Raw genomic sequence first — 22259 nt, forward strand, 5'->3', positions numbered from 1 at the left:
ACATGGCTGCAAGGAATGGCGGCGCGATCATCGACGGCAAGGCTTTTGCGGCCGGGGTTCGGGCGCGGGTTGCCGGGCATGTGGGGCGGCTGCAGGCCGCGCACGGGGTGGTTCCGGGCCTGGCGGTGGTGCTGGTGGGCGAGGATCCGGCCAGCCAGGTCTATGTCAGGAACAAGGGCATCCAGACCCGCGAGGCCGGCATGGCGAGCTTCGAGCACAAGCTGCCGGCCGAGACCGCGCAGGAGGATCTGCTGGCGCTGATCGAACGGCTGAATGCCGATCCGGCGGTGCACGGCATCCTGGTGCAGCTGCCGCTGCCCGCGCATATGGACGCCGATGCGGTGATCAACGCCATCGATCCCGCGAAGGACGTGGACGGGTTCCACATCTCGAATGTCGGGCTGCTGGGGACCGGGCAGAAGAGCATGGTGCCCTGCACGCCCCTGGGCTGCCTGATGCTGCTCCGCGACCGGCTGGGCGATCTTTCCGGGCTGAACGCGGTGGTGGTGGGGCGCTCGAACATCGTCGGCAAGCCGATGGCGCAGCTGCTGCTGGGCGACAGCTGCACGGTGACCATCGCGCATTCGCGCACGAAGGACCTGGCCGGCCTGTGCCGGACGGCCGACATCCTGGTCGCGGCGGTGGGCCGGCCGCGGATGATCCGCGGCGACTGGATCAGGCCGGGGGCGACGGTGATCGACGTGGGCATCAACCGCATCGCGGAGGAGGGCCGCTCGCGGCTGGTCGGCGACGTGGATTTCGAGGCTGCCGCGCAGGTCGCCGGCGCCATCACCCCGGTGCCGGGGGGCGTCGGGCCGATGACCATCGCCTGCCTGCTGGCGAATACGCTGACCGCCTGCTGCCGGGCCAATGGCTGGCCCGAGCCCGAGGGCCTGACCGCCTGAGCGCGCCGCCGGACCGGGGCGCTGCCCCGGACCCCGGGATATTTGCACAAGAAAGAAATCAGGGCCTTTGCCCTTAAGCAAGACAGTGGAGAAACCGATGAACAAGTTCTGCCTGACCGTTGCCTGCGAATCCACGCGCGGCATCGTGGCCGCCATCTCGGGCTTTCTGGCCGAGAATGGCTGCAACATCACCGATTCCAGCCAGTTCGACGACCCGCAGACCGGCAAGTTCTTCATGCGCGTCAGCTTCGTCTCCGAGGAGGGCGTGGGGCTGGAGGAATTGCGCGCCGGGCTGGCCGAGCCGGCCAAGCCCTTCGGCATGGACTATGCCATCCATGACGAGGCCGAGAAGATGAAGGTGGTGATCATGGTCAGCCGCTTCGGGCATTGCCTGAACGACCTTCTGTATCGCTGGCGCATCGGGGCCTTGCCGATCGACATCGTGGCGGTGATCAGCAATCACATGGACTATCAGAAGGTGGTGGTGAACCACGACATCCCCTTCCACTGCATCAAGGTCACCAAGGAGAAAAAGCCGCAGGCCGAGGCGCAGCTGATGGCGGTGGTCGAGGATTCCGGCGCCGAGCTGGTGGTGCTGGCGCGCTACATGCAGGTGCTGTCGGATGCGCTGTGCAAGAAGATGTCGGGGCGGATCATCAACATCCACCATTCCTTCCTGCCGAGCTTCAAGGGCGCCAACCCCTACAAGCAGGCTTTCGAGCGCGGGGTGAAGCTGATCGGCGCGACCAGCCATTACGTGACCGCGGATCTCGACGAGGGCCCGATCATCGAGCAGGACATCATCCGGGTGACGCATGCGCAATCGCCCGAGGACTATGTCAGCCTCGGCCGCGACGTGGAAAGCCAGGTTCTGGCCCGCGCCATCCACGCCCATATCCACCGCCGGGTGTTCCTCAACGGCAACAAGACCGTCGTCTTCCCGGCGTCTCCGGGAAGCTATTCCAGCGAGAGAATGGGCTGACCGCTTCGTCAGGGCCCGCTTATTGCACCCTGTCCCTGACGGGCATGGGGCCTCTGCCAGCCATGCCGGCGCAGCGACTGCCAAGGTCGCCGTGCCGGCATGCGTTTCATTTTCGGATTGAGGGCTGCCCGTCGCCGAAGGGATCGGCTCGGGGATCGTGCCACCGAAGGCGGGACTCATCGGATTGATTCGCCCCTCCTGGCCCTCTCGGATTTTCCCGCCCGCGCAGATCGGGGCTTGCAGTTCTATCGGAGGTCCTTGCTCTTTGCCGGCCCGTAGGCACTGGCCATCATCTGCCCGAAAGATGGCCGCTTCTGCCGGCATTTGTGCAGAAAAATACCCAAAACATTCCTGCTAAGAAAAATAATTGCTTTTTAAGCGATATCCGGGTTGAATGGAATCAACAAGCGAGCGGATGCAAAACCGGTCCGATCAACAACAGGTGGTTCATGGGTCGACGCTCCGTCCGGAGCTTGGCCCCCGCGGATGGGCAGGCTTTCCCCCGTTCATCCGGGCATCGCCAGACGTGCCGCCGGTCAGGCGCTGCGTCTGCCGCAGGATGCCTGCCGCCGGCCGCCTGGTCGGGCCGCTTGCAGCCTCTCGCTGCCACAGATGCCATGGTCCGCCCGGGGCGGATCATGGAACGGATGCCAACGAGGAGGAATTTTCATGACAGCGACCTGGCGTTTTTCGGCTCTGGCGGATCGTCACCGGGCCCTGGGCTCGGCGCTCGAGGACTGGAGCGGGATGGGCACGGCCTGGAGCTACGACAAGGACCAGCTCGAGGAATACATGGCGATCCGCACCAAGGCCGGGGTGATGGACGTCTCGGGCCTGAAGAAGGTGCATGTGATCGGCCCCCATGCCAGCCATGTCATCGACCGCGCCACCACCCGGTCGGTCGAGAAGATCAAGCCCGGACGTTCGACCTATGCCTGCATGCTGAACGACGGCGGCAAGTTCGTCGACGACTGCGTGATCTATCGCATGGGCCCGCACAGCTTCATGGTGGTGCATGGCGCCGGCCAGGGGCACGAGCAGCTGACCATGGCGGCGCTGGGGCGCAATGTCAGCGTGATGTTCGACGACGACCTGCACGACATCTCGCTGCAGGGGCCGCTGGCGGTGGACTATCTGGAGAAGCACGTGCCGGGCATCCGGGACGTGGTCTATTTCAGCCATATCCACACCACGCTGTTCGGCAAGCCGGTGACGATCTCGCGCACCGGCTATACGGGCGAGCGCGGCTACGAGATCTTCTGCCGCCGCCAGGACGCGCCCGAGATCTGGGACACGATCGTGGCCGAGGGCGCGGCGATGGGCATCATCCCGACCCGCTTCACCACGCTGGACCTGCTGCGCGCCGAAAGCTACCTGCTGTTCTTCCCCTATGACAATTCCGAGAAATACCCGTTCGAGGACGAGCCCTGCGGCGACACGCTTTGGGAGCTGGGGCTGGATTTCACCGTCTCGCCCGGCAAGACCGGCTTCCGCGGCGCCGAGGAGCATTACCGGCTGCAGGGCAAGGAACGCTTCAAGATCTACGGCGTCAAGCTGGAGGGCACCGAGGCGGCGGTCGAGGGCGCTCCGATCATCCGGGACGGCAAGGAAGTGGGCGTGGTGACGATCGGCTTCTACAGCCCTTTGAACGGGCACAATATCGGCATTGCGCGGATGCCGGTGGATTGCGCGGTTCCGGGCACGCCGCTGACCATCCGCAATCCCGGCGGCGAGATCGCCGCCACGGCGCAGCCGATGCCCTTCCACGACCCCGAGAAGAAGCGCCGCACCGCCAAGGGCTGAACCGACCCGGGGCGCGCGGGCGGCGCCAGGACCGCCCCGCCCCCCTCCGCGACAGGGAGAACGCCGCCAATGCGAGCCACGGAATTTTCACCTTCGATCCCCAGCCGGCCGGTCTATGGCGGGCTGCGCCCGCACGGGGCGCTGGCCTCGCTGATGCTGGCCGAGGGCACGGGCGGCGAGGCGCTGGCCGCGCTGGCCCGGGCCGACCCCTCGGTCATGCGCCAGGCGCAGCTGTTCTGGATCCCGGCCGGTGCCGGTCCCGAACTGGGGTCGCGGCTGCGGGGGCTGGGGCCGGCCGGCTATGTCGAGGGGCCGAGCTGGGCGGCGCTGCGGCCGCGCTTCGCCCGGGCCCTGGCCGAGGCGCATATGGGCACCCGGCTCTATCTTGCCGGCGGCGAGGGGCTGATCGGCCAGGCCACGGCCGAGGCGCTGGCCGCCGGAATGCCGCTGGAGGCGATCGATGCCGAGCATCGCGGCGGCTTCGCCCGGCGGGTGCAATGCGTGCATTGCAAGGGCATCACCGAGAACGTCGCCACCGACCCGTTCACCTGCGCGCATTGCGGGCTGAACCTGTTCGTGCGCGACCATTACTCGCGCCGCATCGGCGCCTTCCAGGGGGTCTGCGTCGATGCCGAGACCCCGGGCCAGGTGCCCGAGCCGCAGGAGATCAAGCCATGACGTCCCTGATGCTGCGCGTGGCGGCGGCCGAGCCGCTGACGCCGCTGGTCAAGCGCTTCCGCTTCGAACACCCGCAGGGCGCGGCCCTGCCGCTGTTTTCCGGCGGCGCGCATGTGGTGGTCGAGATGCCGGACGGCGACATACTGCGCCGCAACGCCTATTCGCTGATCTCGGACCCGCAGGACGGCTCGGGCTACGAGATCGCGGTGCGGCGCGAGGATGGCGGGCGCGGCGGCTCGCGCTTCATGCATGGCCGGGTGCGGGCGGGCGACCAGCTGCGCGTCTCGCTGCCGCTGAACCTCTTCGCGCTGGACCTGCGGGCCAAGAAGCACGTGCTGATCGCCGGCGGCATCGGCATCACCCCCTTCGTCGCCCAGGTCCGCCAGCTTCTGCGCATGCAGCTGCCCTTCGAGCTGCATTACGCCGCCCGCTCGCGCGCCGAGGCGGCCGGGCTGCACCTGCTGCCGGAGGCGCCGCATATCCACGCCCATATCTCGGAGGAGGGCAACCGCATGGATCTGGGCGCGATCCTGTCGGGCCAGCCCCTGGGCACGCATGTCTATACCTGCGGCCCCGAGGGTCTGATCGGTGCGGTGGCGGAAGCGGGCGCCCGGCTGGGCTGGCCGCAGACCGCGCTGCATTCCGAGGTCTTCCAGGCGCCGCCGCCCGGCCGGCCCTTCGCGGTGGTGCTGGCGCGTTCGGGGCGGACCATCGCGGTCGGCGCGCATCAGAGCCTGCTCGAGGCGCTGGAGGCGGCCGGGGCCGAGATCGACTGGTCCTGCCGGGGCGGCGCCTGCGGGCGCTGCGAGACGCGGGTGCTGTCCTGCCACGGCCGCATCGAGCATCACGACCATTGGCTGTCCGAGGACGAGCGCTCCTCGCAGAGCCGCATCATGCCCTGCGTCTCGCGCTTCCGCGGCGAGACGCTGATCATCGACCGATAGGAGCCCGGCCATGACCATCCGGTTCAACGACGAGACCTTCCGCGACGATTACAGCTTCCGCAACTCGGCCGAAGCCATCCGGCGGTTTCCGTTCCCCTTCGACAAGGACGATTACATGTATTCCGTCAACATGGAGCCGCACGGGACGGGGGGCCGCGCCGGCAGCGTCTTCGAGAAGCGCTTCGACGTGGACGAGCATTACGTGGCCGAGATGCGCGACCGGGCGATCACCCTGGCCGGGGATCCGCTGCGCTGCCAGTCGCTGCCGCATATGGCGCTGGCGGGCTGGGACCTGCTGGAGCTGATCATGCAGTGCAAGGCCGAGGACTACCCCGAACTGTTCCGGCTGCATCGCGACGGCGACCGCTGGCACTGGATCAACCGGCCCTTGGGGATTGAGCAGCGCTTCACCTTCCTCGACCCGACGACGCTGCCCTGCGGGCCGCTGGAATACATCACCCGCCAGGCGCAGGGCGATTTCGCGCTGCTGGACCAGCGCGAGGGCAACCTGTGGATGGATGCCGGCATGGTGACCAGCCAGGCGGACTGGTCGCTGGATTTCGACATCGGCATGAACTTCTTCGAATGGCATGCGCCGGTGCCGAAGGCGGCCGAGCTGGGCATCTTCCAGCGGGCGCTGAAATTCCTGCTGGCGGTGCAGCAGGGCGCGCCGTCGCGGCGGCTGAACTGGACGATGACGGTCAATCCGCGGCTGGACACCAGCCCCGAGAACTATCACCTCTGGGGTCCCGAGAAGCGCACCATCACCCCCGAGAACGTGGGGGCCAGGCAATATCTGCGGGTGGAGCTGCAGAGCTTCTGGCGGCTGCCGCGCTCGAACGCGCTGGCCTTTCCGATCCGCTGCTACCTGATCGCGCTCGAGGATCTGGTGACGGTGCCGAAATGGGCGCGCCGGCTGCACCGGGTGATCCGCGACCTGCCCGACGAGCTGGCCGAGTACAAGGGCTTCGCCGTCAACCGCCAGATCATCACCGACTATCTCGCGCAGTTCGACGACGGGAAGCCGACATCACAGGGGATATTCGCCGACGACTAGGGCCGGGACAACCCGACCGGGCAACAGCCGCCCCCGATGCGGGGCCGAGCCGGCCGGCCATGTGGCCGCCGGAAGGGCATCGTCATGCCGCCGTTCCCCGAATGGCGGGTATTCGAGAAGCACAAGCCGCGTTCCCGCCGGCGGGAGCGGCCGGAACAGAAAAGCCGGCAGGGGAGTCTTGCAATGACATATACGACCACAACGGCGGAGACGCCGCAAGAGAACGGCCATATGGTCCGTTCGCTCAGCTGGACGGGCGCATTCTGGATCGCCGCGGGCGTGCCGCCGCTGGTGCTGTTCTCGCTGGGCGGCATCGCCGGGACGACCGGCAAGGTCGCCTTCGTCGTCTGGATCGTCTCGATGATGATGGGCTTCGTGCAGTCCTTCACCTATGCCGAGATGGCGGGCATGTTCGGCAACAAGTCCGGCGGCGCCTCGGTCTACGGCGCCATGGCTTGGCTGCGCTATGCCAAGCCGGTGGCGCCGCTGTCGATCTGGTGCAACTGGTTCGCCTGGTCGCCGGTCCTGTCGCTGGGTTGCGCCATCGCGGCGGGCTATATCCTGAACGCGCTGTTCCCGGTGCCGCTGGCCAGCTCGCAGCCGGTGCTGGACTGGGTCGCCGCCCATGCCGGCGCGATCACCGCCGACAACCCGCGCGTGGCCGAATACCTGGCCGCCCATCCCGGCCTTGGCAGCGCCGAGGCGATCCGGGCGCTGCTGACCAGCGACGCGGTGGCGGCGCTGACCCCGGCGATCCGCAGCTGGACGGCCTTCAACCTGGAAATTCCGGGCCTGTTCACGCTTTACTTCAACACCACCTTCGTCATCGGCGCGCTGCTGATGCTGATCCTGATCGCGATCCAGTATCGCGGCGTCGCCTCGACCGCGACGGCGCAGAAATGGATGGCGATCATCGTGCTGGTGCCGCTGATGCTGGTCGGGCTGGTGCCGATCTTCACCGGCTCGATCGACTATGCCAACATCACCAACATCCTGCCACCGGCGAGCGCCTATTCGGCCGAGCCGGGCAGCTGGAACCTGGGCGGCTGGACGCTGGTTCTGGGCGGGCTTTATATCGCGGCCTGGTCCACCTATGCCTTCGAGACCGCGGTCTGTTACACGCGCGAGCTGAAGGACCCCAAGCGCGACACCTTCCGCGCGATCTTCTTCACCGGCCTGCTCTGCATGGCGTTCTTCTGCCTGATTCCGTTCTCGTTTCAGGGGGTTCTGGGCATCGAGGGGATGCTGGCGCCCGAGATCGTCGACGGCACCGGCATCGCCCAGGCCCTGGGCGGCATGATCGGCGCCGGGCCGGTGGTGGCGCAGCTGTTCACCGTCCTGATGCTGCTGGCGCTGTTCATGGCGATCATGACGGCCTGCGCCGGCTCGGCCCGGACGCTCTACCAGGGGTCGCGCGACGGCTTGCTGCCGAAATATCTGGGCCATGTGAACGAGCAGGGCGCCCCGGTCAACGCGATGTGGACGAATTTCGTGGTGAACCTGTTCCTGCTGGCGCTGGCCTCGGATGCAAACGGCTATTTCTACGTGCTGGCCATCTCGAACGTGGGCTATCTGACCTTCAACTTCCTGAACCTCAATGCCGGCTGGATCCACCGCATCGACTCGCCGCATCTGGAGCGGCCCTGGCGCGCGCCGACCTGGCTGATCGGGCTGAACACCCTGCTGGCTTTCGTCAACGCGCTGTTCCTGGGCGCGGGCGCCAAGGTCTGGGGCTATTCCAACGCGCTGGTCTCGGGCGCGATCTTCGCGGCGCTGATCGTGCCGATCTTCCTGTGGCGCCACTATGTCACCGACAAGGGTCGCTTCCCGGCCGAGGCGCTGGAGGATCTGGGCCTGGCCAATGATGCGACCAGCTTCGGCCCGAGGCGCGCGGGCATCCTGCCCTATCTGGCGCTGGCGGGGGGGCTGGCCGTGGTCGTGGTGGCGAATATGGTCTTCCAGCTGCCGGGCTGAAGCCGGATCCCTGAAACGCGACGGCCGCCCCAAGGGACGGCCGTTTGCGTTTGCGTTGCGGGCGGATGGGTCAGGCCAGCAGCAGCACCTGGACATCGGCGACATTCGTGCCGGTCGCGCCGGTCAGCAGCAGATCGCCCGCCGCCTTCAGCGCCGCGTGGCTGTCGTTGTTGGCCAGCAGCGCCGTGCCGTCGCGGCCGGCGGCGCGGATGCGGTCGGCGGTGCTGGCGTCCACGATGCCGCCCGCCGCATCGGTCGGGCCGTCGCGGCCGTCGGTGCCGCCGCTGAGAAAGACCCAGTGCCCCGGCCAGTCCCCGCCCATCAGGGCGATGCGCAGCGCCAGTTCCTGGTTGCGCCCGCCCTTGCCGGTGCCGCGCAGCGTGACGGTGGTCTCGCCGCCGAAGATCAGCGCCTCGGGCCGGTCGCGTCGGCTGCCGGCCGCCTCGGCGATGCGGGCGGCGGCCTCGGCCACGTCGCCGGTCAGCCGGTCACTGACGATCCGGCCCGCCCAGCCCTCGGGCACGGCGGCAAGCATGGCGGCAAGCGAGATCTCATTGCTGCCGATCAGGTGGTTCTCGGCCTCGGGCAGCGGGGCAGGGGATGCGCCGGTTTCCAGCAACTCGCGCATCTTCGGCGGTAGCTTCTCCAGCAGCCCCCGCCCGGCCAGCAGCTCCAGCGCCTCGCGCGGGCTGCCGAGCGGCGCCACGGTCGGGCCGCTGGCGATGGCGCCCAGCTCGTTGCCGATGACGTCGGACAGGATCAGTGCCGTCACCGGGGCGGGGGCGGCATGGCGCAGGAGGCCGCCGCCCTTCAGGTCGGAAAGCTGCTGGCGGATCAGGTTGACCTGGCCGATCTCCAGCCCGCTGGCCAAGAGCAGCCGGTTCACCTGCTGCTTGTCGGCCAGGGTCAGCGGCGGCCGCGGCGCCGGAACCAGCGCCGAGCCGCCGCCCGAGATCAGCGCGATCACCCGGTCCTGCGGCCCCGCCCGGTGCAGCAGCGCGATGATCTCCTGCCCGGCAGCCAGCCCGGCCTCGTCGGGTTCGGGATGGCCGGCGGTCAGGACACGGGCGCCGGGAATGTCCCGGCCATTGCCGTCATGCGTCACCGCCAGCGCCGTCATCGGGCCGGGGACATGGGCCATCGCCTCGGCCAGCATGGCGGGCGCGGCCTTGCCGATGGCGATCAGGATGGTCTGCCCCCCCGCCGCGGGTGCGGCAGGGGGGTGGTCGTGGAAATGCCGGCGCACGGCGAGGGCAGGATCGGCCGCGCGCACGGCGGCGTCATAGAGCTTCCGCGCCAGGGCCCGCATATCGGCGATCCTTGCCGTCATGCCGCGATCTGGCGGGCTTTCTGGACCAGCACCTCGGCCTGGCGGATCGAGGCATAGTCGATCAGCCGGCCGTCCAGCGAGACGGCGCCCTTGCCCTCGGCCTCGGCCTTGGCCATGGCGTCGAGGATCTTCTGCGCGCGCTCGACCTCGGCGGCCGAGGGGCTCATCACCTCGTTGGCCAGCGCGATCTGGCTGGGATGGATGGCCCATTTCCCCTCGCAGCCCAGCACCGTGGCGCGATAGGCGGCGGCCTTGTAGCCCTCGGGGTCCGAGAAATCGCCGAAGGGCCCGTCGATCGGCCGCAAGCCGTTGGCGCGCGCCGCGACGACCATGCGCGACAGCGCATAATGCCACATGTCGCCCCAATGGACGTGGCGGCCGCCTTCGGCATCGGCATCGGTCAGCACCGAATAATGCTCGTTCACGCCGCCGATCACGGTGGTGCGGGCGCGGGTCGAGGCGGCATAGTCGGCGACGCCGAAATGCAGGCTTTCATTACGCTTGGACGCCGCGGCGATCTCGTTGATGTTCTGCATTCCCAGCGCGGTCTCGATGATATGCTCGAAACCGATGCGCTTCTTCAGGCCCTTCGCGTCCTCGATCTGCGTGACCAGCATGTCGACGGCATAGACGTCGGCGGCGGTGCCGACCTTGGGGATCATGATCAGGTCCAGCCGCTCGCCGGCCTGTTCGACCACGTCCACGACGTCGCGATACATGTAATGCGTGTCGAGCCCGTTGATTCGGATCGACATGGTCTTCTTGCCCCAGTCGATCTCGTTCAGGGCCTTGATGATGTTCTTGCGGGCCTGCGGCTTCTCGTCCGGCGCGACCGCGTCCTCGAGGTCGAGGAAGATCACGTCGACGTCGGAATCCGCCGCTTTTTGAAACATTTGCGGCTGGCTGCCGGGCACGGCCAGCTCGCTGCGGTTCAGGCGGGCGGGGGCTTGTTCGATGGGGTGGAAGCTCATGGCGGAACGCTCCTGCGACATGTGGGGGAATGCGACAAGAGAAGGCAGATTGGTATTTCCAGTCAAGAAATAAAATTTCTCATCGGTTCCGATCTGCCACAGATTCAGTCGCTCCCCCTGCCGGGCGGGGGGCCGTGGCGGCTGGAATAATAGAAGGCGATGGCCTGGGCGCGGCTGCGCACCGAGAGCTTTTCGTAGAGGTTCGAGAGGTGGAACTTGACCGTGTTGCCCGAGATGCCCAGCTCGCGCGACAGCTCGCGATTGGTCAGGCCCTTGGACAGCGCCTCAAGCATGTCCATCTCGCGCGGGGACAGCGATTGCAGCGGATTTCGTTGCAGCGCGCGCACGTCCAGATAGGGAAAGACCATCTTGCCCGCGGCCACGGCCATGCAGGTGTCCAGCAGCGTCTCGGCCGGGTCGCTGCGGGCGACGAAACCGGCGGCGCCCGCCCCCAGCGCGCCCAGATGCGCCTCGCTGGCCTGGTCGCCATAGACCACGATGCGCGGCGCCCCCTCCTGCTCGCGCAGCTGTTCCAGCAGCTTGGCGCCGCCCATGGCGGGCAGGCTCCAGTCGATGATTCCGACCTGGGCGGGGATCCGCATCACGGTGGCCAGGAATCCCTCGGCCGTGGCCGAGGTGGCCAGCAGCGAAAACCGCGTGTCGCGCTGAAAAACCTCGGACATGGCGGACAGCACCAGCGGATTGCTGTCGCCCAGCATGATCGTAACCGCCTTTTCCACGCTGCTGACGGTGCGCATCAGCCAGCCCCACGCGTGTAAAAGGCGGAAAAGCCTGGGAAATTTTTCGGCATCTTGTCCTCCCACTCCTTTGGGTAGGTAGATGACCACCCAAAGGGATACCGAAAAGCAGCATAATCTTACGTTGCGGCATCTGTCGAGAGGAGTTTTCTTACAGTTAAAGAAACTTAATCGTAAGGAAATATCATGGCTGAAGTGGCGATCTTCCCGCAGCTTGAAATTCCCAACACTCTCGCGGCCGGCCCGGGACCGGGCAATACCGACCTGCGGGTGCTGCAACGCTTTGCCAGCGCCGGGGTCGCGGATCACATGCAGGCCGATGTGCTGCGCGGCATGATCGAATGCAAGCAGATGCTGCGCGAGGTGATGGGGACTGCGAACATCCATACCTTCGGCGTCGCCGGCACCGGCTGGAGCGGGCTCGACTGCCTGTTCAGCGCCGTGCTGCCGGGCGACAGGGTGGTGGTCTTCGTCAATGGCACCTTCTCGGGCATCGACGGGCTGACCCTGCGCATGAAGGCGGCCACCGCCGAGGAGCTGGCCGCCAATCCGATGGACCCGCAGCCGGCCTCGGTCAAGGTCGTGACCGTGCCGCACGGCCAATCCGTCACCGCCGAGATCGTCGAGGCGGCGCTGGCCGAGCACAAGCCGAAATGGGCCGCCGTGGCGCATTGGGAAACCGGCTCGGGCCGGACCAACGACATGCGCGGCTTTTCCGATGCCTGCGAACGGCACGGTGCGATGGGGCTGGTCGATGCGGTCTCCTCGCTGGGCGTCGAGGATTTCCGCATCGACGACTATCCGGGCGTGCATGGCTGGGCCTCCTGCCCGCAGAAGGGCATCTGCTGCCTGCCGCTGACCTATGCGCCGGTCAGCTTCAGCGACCGCTACATCGCGGAACTGCGCCGGACCGGCTGCCGGACCTTCGTGCATCACCCGATCCTCGAGGCCCGGCATTGGGGCATCATCGACGGCAAGGATGTGGAAAAGGGCAGCTATCACCGCACCCACAGCGCCTATGCCGTCGCCGCCTTCCACGAGGCGCTGCGTATCCTGCTGCAGCAGACCGTGGCCGGCCGCGCCAAGGCCTATGCCTTCCACGAGGCGGCGCTGCGCGACGCGGTGACGGCGATGGGCTGCAAGGTGACCTCGAACATGACCTCGCTGGTGGTGCTGAACCTGCCCGAGGCGCTGAAGGGCCGCGAGATGGAGCTGGTGCAGAACTGCCGCGCCCAGGGCTTCGGCATCTGGCCGACGCTGTCCGAGCCGGTGCAGATCCGCATCGGCATCCTGAACCTGCTGAATCAGAAGGCGATCACCGACATCGTCACCCGCTTCGCCGCGGCGATGGCCGCGATGGGCGCGAATATCAACATGGGCCGGATCACCGAGCGGCTCGAGGATCATTACCAGACAACGGTCGCGGCCGAATAACGGCGCCCGAGGGAGGAGGCGAACATGGACATCCACGAATATCAGGCCAAGGAGATACTCAACCGCTTCGGGGTCGGCATCCCGCAGGGCGCGCTGGCCTACAGCCCCGAACAGGCGGCCTATCGCGCCCGCGAGATGGGCGGCGACCGCTGGGTCGTCAAGGCGCAGGTCCATGCCGGCGGCCGCGGCAAGGCCGGGGGCGTCAAGGTCTGCGACAGCGACCTTGAGATCCAGGCGGCGACCGAGGCGATGTTCGGCCAGAAGCTGGTGACGCACCAGACCGGCCCCGAGGGCAAGGGCATCTATCGCGTCTATGTCGAGGCCGCCGTGCCCATCGGCCGCGAGATCTATCTGGGCTTCGTGCTGGACCGCGCCAGCCAGCGGGTGATGATCGTCGCCAGCGGCGAGGGCGGCATGGAGATCGAGGAGATCTCGGCCCAGAAGCCCGACAGCATCGTGCGCGCCACCGTCGAGCCGGCAGTGGGCCTGCAGGAATTCCAGTGCCGCGAGATCGCCTTCGCGCTCGGCATCAAGCCCGCCATGGTCCAGCAGATGGTGCGCACCCTGCGCGGCTGCTATCGCGCTTTCCGCGAACTCGACGCGACCATGGTCGAGGTCAACCCGCTGGTCGTGACCAGCGACGACCGCATCCTGGCGCTGGACGCCAAGATGACCTTCGACAACAACGCGCTGTTCCGCCATTCGCAGATCCTGGAACTGCGCGACAAGTCGCAGGAGGATCCGCGAGAATCCCGTGCCGCCGACCACGGCCTGTCCTATGTCGGGCTGGACGGCAATATCGGCTGCATCGTCAATGGCGCGGGCCTCGCCATGGCGACCATGGACACGATCAAGCTGGCCGGGGGCGAGCCGGCGAACTTCCTCGACATCGGCGGCGGCGCCACGCCGGAACGGGTGGCGCGGGCCTTCAACCTGGTCATGTCGGACAAGAACGTGCAGGCGATCCTGGTCAACATCTTCGCCGGCATCAACCGCTGCGACTGGGTGGCCGAGGGCGTGGTCCGCGCGCTGCGCGAGAACCCGGTGCCGGTGCCCGTGGTGGTCCGGCTGGCCGGCACCAATGTCGAGGAAGGCCAGAAGATCCTGGCGCAAAGCGGCCTGCCGCTGATCCGCGCCACCACCCTGATGGAAGCCGCCGAGCGCGCCGTCGCCGCATGGCGCGCCGATACCCAGCGCAATCCCAACCTGAGGGCCGTCTGATGAGCATTTTTCTGGATCGCGAAACCCGCGTCATCGTTCAGGGCATCACCGGCAAGATGGCCCGCTTCCATGCCCGCGAGATGATCGACTACGGCACCAATGTCGTCGGCGGCGTCGTGCCCGGCAAGGGCGGCGAGACCTGCGAGGGCGTGCCGGTCTTCGACACCGTCAAGCAGGCGGTGGCCGAGACCGGGGCCGAGGCCACGCTGGTCTTCGTGCCGCCGCCCGCCGCGGCCGACAGCATCATGGAGGCCGCCGATGCCGGCATCCGCTATTGCGTCTGCATCACCGACGGCATCCCCGCCCAGGACATGATCCGCGTCAAGCGCTACATGTACCGCTATCCCAAGGAACGGCGGATGATCCTGACCGGCCCGAATTGCGCCGGCACCATCAGCCCCGGCAAGGCCATGCTGGGCATCATGCCGGGCCATATCTACCTGCCGGGCAATGTCGGCATCATCGGCCGCTCGGGCACGCTGGGCTATGAGGCGGCGGCCCAGCTGAAAGAGCGCGGGCTGGGCGTCTCGACCAGCGTGGGCATCGGCGGCGATCCGATCAACGGCTCATCCTTCCGCGACGTGCTGGAGCATTTCGAGCAGGACGACGAAACCCATGTGATCTGCATGATCGGCGAGATCGGCGGCCCGCAGGAGGCCGAGGCGGCGGAATATATCCGCAACCATGTCAGCAAGCCGGTGGTGGCCTATGTCGCCGGCCTGACCGCGCCCAAGGGCCGCACCATGGGCCATGCCGGGGCGATCATCTCGGCCTTCGGCGAAAGCGCCAGCGAGAAGGTCGAGATCCTGGCGGCGGCGGGCGTCACCATGGCCGAGAATCCGGCCGTGATCGGCGAAACCATCGCCCGCGTCATGCAATAGGGGGCGGCGATGGCGAAACCCCGAGTTCTTGTCACCCGCCGCTGGCCCGCAGCGGTCGAGGCGCGGCTGTCCGAAATCTTCGACGTGCAGCTGAACCTTGCGGACAAACCCCTGGCGCCCGAGGATTTTCGGACGGCCATGCGGGAATATGACGCGATCCTGCCGACGGTGACCGACAGGATCGGCGCCCCGGCGCTGGAACTGGACCGGCCCCAGACCCGGATCCTGGCCAATTACGGCGTCGGCTACAGCCATATCGACCTGAACCGCGTCAGCCGGCACGGCATCGTGGTGACCAACACCCCGGACGTGCTGAGCGAATGCACGGCCGATCTGGCGATGACCCTGCTTCTGATGGTCGCCCGCCGGGCCGGCGAGGGCGAGCGCGAGCTGCGCGCCGGCCTCTGGACCGGCTGGCGGCCGACGCATCTGGTCGGCACCAAGGTCTCGGGCAAGACGCTGGGCATCGTCGGCTATGGCCGCATCGGCCAGGAAATGGCCCGGCGCGCCCATCACGGCTTCGGCATGACCATCCTGGTCTACAACCGCAGCCCGGTCGCACCCGAGGTTCTGGCGCAATGCAATGCCGTGCAGGTGGACAGCCTGGACGCGCTGATGCCGATGTGCGACTTCATCTCGCTGCATTGCCCGGGCGGCGCATCGAACCGCCACCTGATCAATGCGCACCGGCTGAACCTGATGCGGCCGGATGCCTTCCTGATCAACACCGCCCGCGGCGAGGTGATCGACGAGACGGCGCTGTCCCATGCGCTGTGGTTCGACTCGATCGGCGGCGCGGCGCTGGATGTCTTCGACGGAGAGCCGAACATCAACCCGCAGCTGCGGGATTGCGACCGGCTGGTGATGCTGCCGCATCTGGGCAGCGCCACCCGCGAGGCGCGCGAGGCCATGGGCTTCCGCGTCATCGAGAATCTCGAAGACTTCTTTGCGGGCCGCGAGCCCCGAGACCGGGTGAACTGAGATGCGGGCGGGGGTGGCGGATATCGGCGCCGAGCCGTCGGCGGGCCAGGCCGACCGGCTGCGCGGCGAGCTGCGCGGCCTCTGGCACCGGGTCATCCAGCGCCACGCGCCGCAGGTCCTGCCGCTGCTGACCGGCGAGGCGGCGGAACCGCAGGAAGCAGAGATGAGCGCCTATCTGCAGGGGCTCGACATCTGGTTCCAGCTTTTGCGGATCATCGACGAACATGCCGCCATGCGGCTGCGCCGCACGGTCGAGTCCCGCTCGGGCCGCGCGGCGATCGAGGGCGGCCTAGCCCGGACCCTGCAATCCGCCCCCGACATGCCGCGCGAAAGCGTCGCGCGCAGCCTGCGCCAGCTTCGCGTCGGCCCCACCATCACCGCCCATCCGACCGAGGCCAAGCGCGTCACGGTGCTGGAAATCCACCGCCGCATCTATCGCGCGCTGGTCCGGCTGGAAAGCCAGCGCTGGACTCGGCAGGAACGGGCGGCGCTGATGGCCGAGATCGAAAGCGAGATCGACCTGCTCTGGCTGACCGGAGAGCTGCGCCGGCAAAGGCCCTCGCCCCTGAACGAGATCGAATGGGGGCTGCAATTCTTTCGCGACAGCCTGTTCGACGCGGTGCCGAACCTGGTGCGGCAGTTCCACGACGCGGTCGCCGGCCGCTACGGCCCCGGCCAGGAGACCGGCGCGCCGCTGCGCTTCCATTCCTGGATCGGCGGCGACCGGGACGGCAATCCGCATGTCACGGTCGAGACGACCCGCGCCGCGCTGGAGCTGGGGCGCGACGCGATCCTCGACCGCTATCTTCAGGGCCTGACGCTGGCCGCCCGGCATCTGAGCATCAGCAGCGAGATTGCCGGCCTGCGGCCCGAGACCCGCGCGCGGCTGGCGGCGGTGATCGACGCCGCGGACCTGCCCGCCGCCGACCGGCAGCGCAATCCGGGCGAGCTGTTCCGCCAGGCGGCAAGCGCCATGCAGCGCCGCATCGCTGCGCTGGCCGGCGGGCCGGGGCCGGCCTATCCGCATCTGCGCGATTTCCTCGCCGACCTGCGCCGGGTCGAGACCGCGCTGGCCGAGATCGGCGCCGAGACGCTGGCGCACCGGCTGGTGCGGCCGCTGCGCTGGCAGGCCGAGGTCTTTGGCTTCCGCACCGTGACGCTGGACGTGCGGCAGAATTCCTCGGTCACCACGCGGGTGCTGACCGGGATCTGGGCCCAGGCCGGGGCGGTGCCGGAATTCGGCAGCGCCGCATGGTCGCAGCGGCTGCGCAGCGAACTGGGGCAAGAGGCGCTGCCCCGGCTGGACCGCGACGGGCTGGGCGACGAGGCGCGGGAATTGCTGGCGCTGCTGGCGCTGCTGCATCGCGCCCGGTTCGGCGCCGATCCGCAGGCCATCGGCACCTTCATCCTGTCCATGACGCGCTCCTGCGACGACCTGCTGGCCGTGTTCCTGCTTGCCCGCCATGCCGGCTTCGGGGCCGAGCGGCTGGACCTGCGCGTCGTGCCGCTGTTCGAGACCATCGACGACCTGCGCGCCGCGCCGCGGATCCTGGACGAGCTGCTGCGCGTGCCGCTGGCCCGCCGCAGCCTGGTGACCGAGGACAACCGGGTCGAGGTCATGCTGGGCTATTCCGACAGCAACAAGGACGGCGGCTTCCTGTGTTCCACCTGGGAACTGGAAAAGGCGCAGCGCAGCATCATGGCGGTGCTGGCGCGGCACGGGCTGGTGCCGGTCTTCTTCCACGGTCGCGGCGGCTCGGTCAGCCGCGGCGGCGCGCCGACCGAACGCGCCATCGCCGCCCTGCCGCGCGGCACCATCAACGGCCAGCTGCGCACCACCGAACAGGGCGAGGTCGTGTCGTCGAAATTCGCCAATCGCAGCACGGCGGAATACGAGCTGGAGCTGCTGGTCTCCTCGGTCATGGCGCAGTCGCTGCAGGCGACGCCCGAGCCGGTGCGGCCCGAATTCAACGACACGCTGGAAGCCCTGGCGGACATGTCCTGCACCGCCTATCGCGCGCTGCTGCACCGGCCCGGCTTCATCGACTATTTCCGCCAGGCCAGCCCGGTCGAGGAACTGGCGCTGCTGAAGATGGGGTCGCGCCCCACCCGGCGCTTCGGCGCCGGCGGGCTCGAGGACCTGCGGGCCATCCCTTGGGTCTTCGCCTGGTCGCAGAACCGCCACCTGATCACCGGCTGGTATGGCTTCGGCACCGCCGTCGAGACCTTCCGGCGCTTCCACCGCGAGGAAGGCGACGCGCTTCTGCGGCGGATGTTCCGCGACTCGCGCATCTTCCGGCTGATCGTGGACGAGGTCGAGAAATCGCTGTTCCACGCGGATATGCGGATCGCCGAGACCTATGCGGCGCTGGTCCGGGACCCGGCGGTGCGCGGCGACATCTTCGGCCGCATCGGCCAGGAATATGAACGCAGCCGCGCTGCCGTGGTTTTCCTGACCGGTCAGGCCGGCATCGGCGAGCGTTTTCCCAACATGGCCGGTCGCTTCGGGCGCGTCCGCGCCGATCTGGAACGGGTGCACGGGTTGCAGGTCAGGCTGCTTGGCGACAATCGCCACCGGCCGGGGCCGGGGATTTCCATACCGCTGATGCAGACCATGAACAGCATCTCGACCGCGCTGGGTTGGACCGGATAGCGGCAACAAGGAGAAAGAGGACATGAACGAACACCCATCCCGGGCGGGCTTCTTCGCCGATGAGCTTGCCACCCGCGACCCTGCCATTTTCGGGGCGATCCGCCAGGAGCTTGGCCGCCAGCGCGACGAGATCGAGCTGATCGCGTCCGAGAACATCGTCTCGAAGGCGGTGCTTGAGGCGCAGGGCTCGGTCCTGACCAACAAATACGCCGAGGGCTATCCGGGCAAGCGCTATTACGGCGGCTGCCAATATGTCGACGTGGTCGAGGAGCTGGCCATCGAACGCGCCAAGCAGCTCTTCGATTGCGGCTTCGCCAATGTCCAGCCGAACAGCGGCAGCCAGATGAACCAGGCGGTGTTCCTGGCGCTGCTGCAGCCGGGCGACACCTTCATGGGGCTCGACCTGAATTCGGGCGGCCACCTGACGCATGGCTCGCCGGTCAACATGTCGGGCAAGTGGTTCAACGTCGTCAGCTACGGCGTGCGCCAGCAGGACCAGCTGCTGGACATGGAGGAGATCCGCAAAAAGGCCCATGAGACGAAGCCCAGGCTGATCCTGGCCGGCGGCACCGCCTATTCGCGGATCTGGGACTGGGCCGAATTCCGCAAGATCGCCGACGAGGTGGGCGCCTGGCTGATGGTCGACATGGCCCATATCGCCGGGCTGGTGGCGGGCGGCCAGCATCCCTCGCCGCTGCCGCATGCCCATGTGGTGACCACGACCACGCATAAATCGCTGCGCGGCCCGCGCGGCGGCATGGTGCTGACCAACGATGCCGAGATCGCCAAGAAGATCAACTCGGCGGTGTTCCCCGGCCTGCAGGGCGGCCCGCTGATGCATGTGATCGCCGCCAAGGCGGTGGCCTTCGGCGAGGCGCTGCGCCCCGAATTCAGGGACTATGCCGCGCAGGTCGTCGCCAATGCCCGCGCCATGGCGGACGAGCTGATGCGCGGCGGCATCGACATCGTCTCGGGCGGCACCGACAACCACCTGTGCCTGGCGGACCTGCGCCCCAAGGGCGTGACCGGCAAGGCGACCGAGGCGGCCTTGGGCCGCGCCCACATCACCTGCAACAAGAACGGCGTGCCCTTCGATCCCGAGAAGCCCTTCGTGACCTCGGGCATCCGTCTGGGCGCGCCGGCCGGCACCACGCGGGGCTTCCGCGAGGCGGAGTTCCGCCAGATCGCCCGCTGGATCGTCGAGGTGGTGGACGGGCTGGCCGCGCATGGCGAGGCGGGCAATGCCGAGGTCGAGGCCCGCGTCAAGGCCGAGGTCGAGGCGCTTTGCGCGCGCTTCCCGCTTTACAGCGGCATGTGAGCCCGCCGCGGCGCAGGCTCAGACCAGCCCGCGCCGCATCATGATCCACAGCGCAACGCAGGCCAAAAGCAGCAGCCCGAAAAGAACGCTGGAGGCCAGGGAGAGCGCGCCGCCCTGGCTTCAGGCGCCCTTGGGCGGCGCGGCCTTGGGGCGGCGACCCGCGATCCCGGATCGCCGCGACGGAGAGGCGTCTAGCCCCGGATCAGCCTGCGGCGCAGCCAGCCCGAGAAGCTGTCCATTGCCATCACCATCAGCACGATCAGCACCATGTAATAGGCCACGTCCTCCCAGTCCTTCTGGGTCTGGATCGCCTGGGTGAGCAACAGGCCGATGCCGCCGCCGACGATGGCGCCGATCACCGTGGCGCCGCGGGTGTTCGATTCCAGGAAATACAGCACCTGGCTCAGCAGCACCGGCGTCACCTGCGGGATCACCCCGAAGCGCGCCCGCTGCACGGCGCCCGCGCCGGTCGAGCGGATGCCCTCGACCTGCTTTTCGTCGATGTTTTCCAAGGCTTCCGAGAACATCTTGCCAAAGCTTCCCGTGTCGGTCAGCAGGATCGCCAGCGCGCCGGTCATCGGGCCGGGACCGAAGGCTCGGGCCAGCACGATGGTCCAGATCAGCCCGTCCACGCCGCGGATGAAGTCGAAGACCCGCCGCAGCCCGAAGCGCAGCGCGCCCAGCGGCATCATGTTGCGCGCCGCCATGAAGCCCAGCGGCAGCGCCAGCAGCGCCGCGCCGAACGTGCCCAGAAAGGCCATCAGCACCGTCTCGAACATCGCCCAGATCACGTCGCCATGCCGCCACATCGCATTGGTCCAGAAATCGCGCGCCATGGCGGCGATGTTGGGCAGGCCGGGATCGACGCGCGGCCCCCAAAGCGCGCTGGCGGCGATCTCGGGCCAGCTCATGTAGTGAAACGGGCTGTCCAGGGTAAAGAAGAACAGCGCCCAGCCCGGCTGATAGCGGAAGGTCTCGACCTTGGCGCGGGTATAGGCAAAGCGCCCGGCCTCGGTCGTGACGCTGACGCGGCTGTCCGAGGCGTTGATCCAGTCCGGCAGCGGCTCGGGCGCGGTCAGGCGCAGCCCGCCGTCCTGCTGGCGGATGTCGATCAGGCCGTAGCCGGGCACGTCGTAGCGCGCGCCCTCCGCGTCATAGGTGACGACATGGCCGTGGCCCAGGTCGATGCGGGTCGCATCGCCCTCGGCGGCGATCCAGGCGGGCAGGCGATCCGGCGGATAGGTGCCCTTGGCCTCGCCGTCGATGGCGACGCGCAGCGCGCCCGTGCGGTTGTCGCGCGTCACATGGGTCTTGTGCTGCCAGAAATCCGCCAGCAGCACGGCGGCATTGTCCATCCGCGCCCGCCCGGCCAGCCCGGCGATGTCGAAGGCGATGGCGGCATAGGCCAGATAGGCCAGGATCGCCAGCGGCACCGCAAAGGCTGCCAGCCGGCGGCGGGCAAAGCGGGTCAGCACGGTATCGGTCAGCGCGGGGGAAAGCGTGGCGGTGGTCGTCATGGTTCAGCCCCTTACCAGCCGGCTGCGCGCGTGGTCGGACAGCCGGTCGATGGCGACGATGGCCACGAACAGCAGCAGGAAGATCGCCACCACCTCGTCATAGCGGCCCGTGCCCCATTGCATCGCCAGCTTCAGGTCGTAGCCGATGCCGCCCGAGCCGACGAAGCCCAGGATGGCGCTGGCGCGCAGGTTGATCTCGAAGCGCATCAGCGCATAGGACAGCCAGTTCGGCGCGACCTGCGGCAGCACGCCCAGCCCGACCTGCTGGCCCCAGCCGGCGCCGACCGAGGCCAGCCCCTCGACCGGCTTCAGGTCGGCATTCTCGGCCACTTCGGAAAACAGCTTGCCGAGCGCGCCGGCAGTATGCAGCGAGATGGCGATCACCGCCGGCACCGGCCCGCCGCCCAGGATATAGATCAGCACCAGCGCGATCACGATCTCGGGCACGGCGCGCAGCGCGTCCATCAGCCGGCGGAACAGCCCGGTCAGCCGCGGCCAGCGCGCCAGCCCGCGCGTCGACAGAAGCGCCAGCCCCATCGCCATCAGCCCGCCCATGAGCGTCGAGACGGCGGCGATGTTCAGCGTCTCGACCAGCGAGGGCAGGTGCTTGGCCAGCAGGCCCGGCAGGTTCGCGCGCTTCTGCCAGGCCTCGGCCAGCACCTCGGAGGGGAAGGCCAGCACCATCGGCAGCCCGTCGACGAAGCCGCCGGCATTGCGGCTTTCGGCCAGCCGGAACCCCGCCGCCATCATGGCGACGAAGAGCACCAGCAACAGCCCGCCGTAAAGCCGGCGGCGGCGGGCCAGTTCCAGATAGGCATCGCGGATATGGTCCGGGGCAAGGGCGGCCATGAG

Annotated in this window: 18 protein-coding genes; 13 read left to right on the plus strand and 5 right to left on the minus strand. The window is 68.2% G+C overall.

The features are described 5' to 3' along the window. The first annotated feature begins 2 nt into the window (after positions 1 to 2). From folD to LOS78_RS21880, 7 genes are all read left to right on the plus strand, one after another. A complete protein-coding gene (gene folD / locus LOS78_RS21850; protein WP_230378724.1) occupies positions 3 to 905 on the plus strand; it encodes a bifunctional methylenetetrahydrofolate dehydrogenase/methenyltetrahydrofolate cyclohydrolase FolD in 903 nt (300 codons plus the stop codon). A 97-nt stretch (positions 906 to 1002) separates the two neighbouring features. Continuing rightward, on the plus strand, positions 1003 to 1887 hold the full coding sequence (gene purU / locus LOS78_RS21855) for a formyltetrahydrofolate deformylase (RefSeq protein ID WP_230378725.1): 885 nt from the start codon (positions 1003 to 1005) through the stop codon (positions 1885 to 1887). A 669-nt stretch (positions 1888 to 2556) separates the two neighbouring features. Next, positions 2557 to 3690, plus strand: coding sequence for an aminomethyltransferase family protein (locus LOS78_RS21860; RefSeq protein WP_230378726.1), 1134 nt, complete (start codon positions 2557 to 2559; stop codon positions 3688 to 3690). 69 nt (positions 3691 to 3759) lie between these two features. Beyond that, positions 3760 to 4368, plus strand: a complete 609-nt coding sequence (locus LOS78_RS21865) for a dimethylamine monooxygenase subunit DmmA family protein (protein WP_230378714.1) — start codon at positions 3760 to 3762, stop codon at positions 4366 to 4368. Continuing rightward, the gene (locus LOS78_RS21870) at positions 4365 to 5312 is read left to right on the plus strand and encodes a PDR/VanB family oxidoreductase (RefSeq protein WP_230378715.1); all 948 of its coding nucleotides are present in this window, start codon (positions 4365 to 4367) and stop codon (positions 5310 to 5312) included. The genes LOS78_RS21865 and LOS78_RS21870 overlap by 4 nt, the downstream gene beginning before the upstream one ends. Positions 5313 to 5322: 10 nt before the next feature. Continuing rightward, on the plus strand, positions 5323 to 6369 hold the full coding sequence (locus LOS78_RS21875; protein WP_230378716.1) for a DUF3445 domain-containing protein: 1047 nt from the start codon (positions 5323 to 5325) through the stop codon (positions 6367 to 6369). Positions 6370 to 6552: 183 nt separating this feature from the next. Beyond that, entirely contained in the window at positions 6553 to 8343 is a 1791-nt protein-coding gene (locus LOS78_RS21880) for an APC family permease (RefSeq protein ID WP_230378727.1), read from the plus strand. A 70-nt stretch (positions 8344 to 8413) separates the two neighbouring features. Here the strand turns inward: LOS78_RS21880 and LOS78_RS21885 are convergent, their stop codons facing one another. The 3 genes from LOS78_RS21885 to LOS78_RS21895 all read right to left on the minus strand — a co-directional run bounded on the left by LOS78_RS21885 (position 8414) and on the right by LOS78_RS21895 (position 11402). Continuing rightward, positions 8414 to 9652, minus strand: a complete 1239-nt coding sequence (locus tag LOS78_RS21885) for a glycerate kinase (protein WP_230378728.1) — start codon at positions 9650 to 9652, stop codon at positions 8414 to 8416. A 17-nt stretch (positions 9653 to 9669) separates the two neighbouring features. Further along, on the minus strand, positions 9670 to 10644 hold the full coding sequence (locus tag LOS78_RS21890) for a CoA ester lyase (RefSeq protein WP_230378729.1): 975 nt from the start codon (positions 10642 to 10644) through the stop codon (positions 9670 to 9672). A gap of 104 nt (positions 10645 to 10748) precedes the next feature. Next, positions 10749 to 11402, minus strand: coding sequence for a response regulator transcription factor (locus tag LOS78_RS21895; protein WP_230378730.1), 654 nt, complete (start codon positions 11400 to 11402; stop codon positions 10749 to 10751). A gap of 186 nt (positions 11403 to 11588) precedes the next feature. On the opposite strand from LOS78_RS21895, the gene LOS78_RS21900 reads away from it, so the two are divergent. From LOS78_RS21900 to glyA, 6 genes are read left to right on the plus strand one after another with little or no spacing between them, the layout of a single operon-like run. Then, positions 11589 to 12836, plus strand: a complete 1248-nt coding sequence (locus LOS78_RS21900) for an aminotransferase class V-fold PLP-dependent enzyme (protein WP_230378731.1) — start codon at positions 11589 to 11591, stop codon at positions 12834 to 12836. 24 nt (positions 12837 to 12860) lie between these two features. Continuing rightward, complete coding sequence (locus tag LOS78_RS21905) at positions 12861 to 14057, plus strand: malate--CoA ligase subunit beta (protein ID WP_230378732.1); 1197 nt, start codon at positions 12861 to 12863, stop codon at positions 14055 to 14057. Then, a complete protein-coding gene (sucD, locus tag LOS78_RS21910; protein ID WP_028714599.1) occupies positions 14057 to 14938 on the plus strand; it encodes a succinate--CoA ligase subunit alpha in 882 nt (293 codons plus the stop codon). The genes LOS78_RS21905 and sucD overlap by 1 nt, the downstream gene beginning before the upstream one ends. Before the next feature lie 9 nt (positions 14939 to 14947). Next, entirely contained in the window at positions 14948 to 15919 is a 972-nt protein-coding gene (locus LOS78_RS21915) for a D-glycerate dehydrogenase (protein WP_230378733.1), read from the plus strand. A 1-nt stretch (position 15920) separates the two neighbouring features. Continuing rightward, positions 15921 to 18572 (plus strand): phosphoenolpyruvate carboxylase, encoded by a 2652-nt coding sequence (locus LOS78_RS21920; protein ID WP_230378734.1) that lies wholly within the window; start codon positions 15921 to 15923, stop codon positions 18570 to 18572. A 22-nt stretch (positions 18573 to 18594) separates the two neighbouring features. Continuing rightward, positions 18595 to 19890 carry a serine hydroxymethyltransferase gene (gene glyA, locus LOS78_RS21925; RefSeq protein WP_230378735.1) on the plus strand — a complete coding sequence of 432 codons (1296 nt, stop codon included), beginning with the start codon at positions 18595 to 18597 and terminating at the stop codon, positions 19888 to 19890. A gap of 191 nt (positions 19891 to 20081) precedes the next feature. On the opposite strand, the gene phnE (LOS78_RS21930) is transcribed toward glyA, so the two are convergent. Next, positions 20082 to 21407: a phosphonate ABC transporter, permease protein PhnE gene (gene phnE / locus LOS78_RS21930; protein WP_230378736.1), complete on the minus strand. Its 1326-nt coding sequence runs from the start codon at positions 21405 to 21407 to the stop codon at positions 20082 to 20084. 3 nt (positions 21408 to 21410) lie between these two features. Then, positions 21411 to 22256, minus strand: coding sequence for a phosphonate ABC transporter, permease protein PhnE (phnE, locus tag LOS78_RS21935; RefSeq protein ID WP_230378737.1), 846 nt, complete (start codon positions 22254 to 22256; stop codon positions 21411 to 21413). Positions 22257 to 22259 lie beyond the last annotated feature (3 nt).

The sequence above is a fragment of the Paracoccus sp. MA genome (assembly GCF_020990385.1).
In the GTDB taxonomy this organism is placed as follows: domain Bacteria; phylum Pseudomonadota; class Alphaproteobacteria; order Rhodobacterales; family Rhodobacteraceae; genus Paracoccus.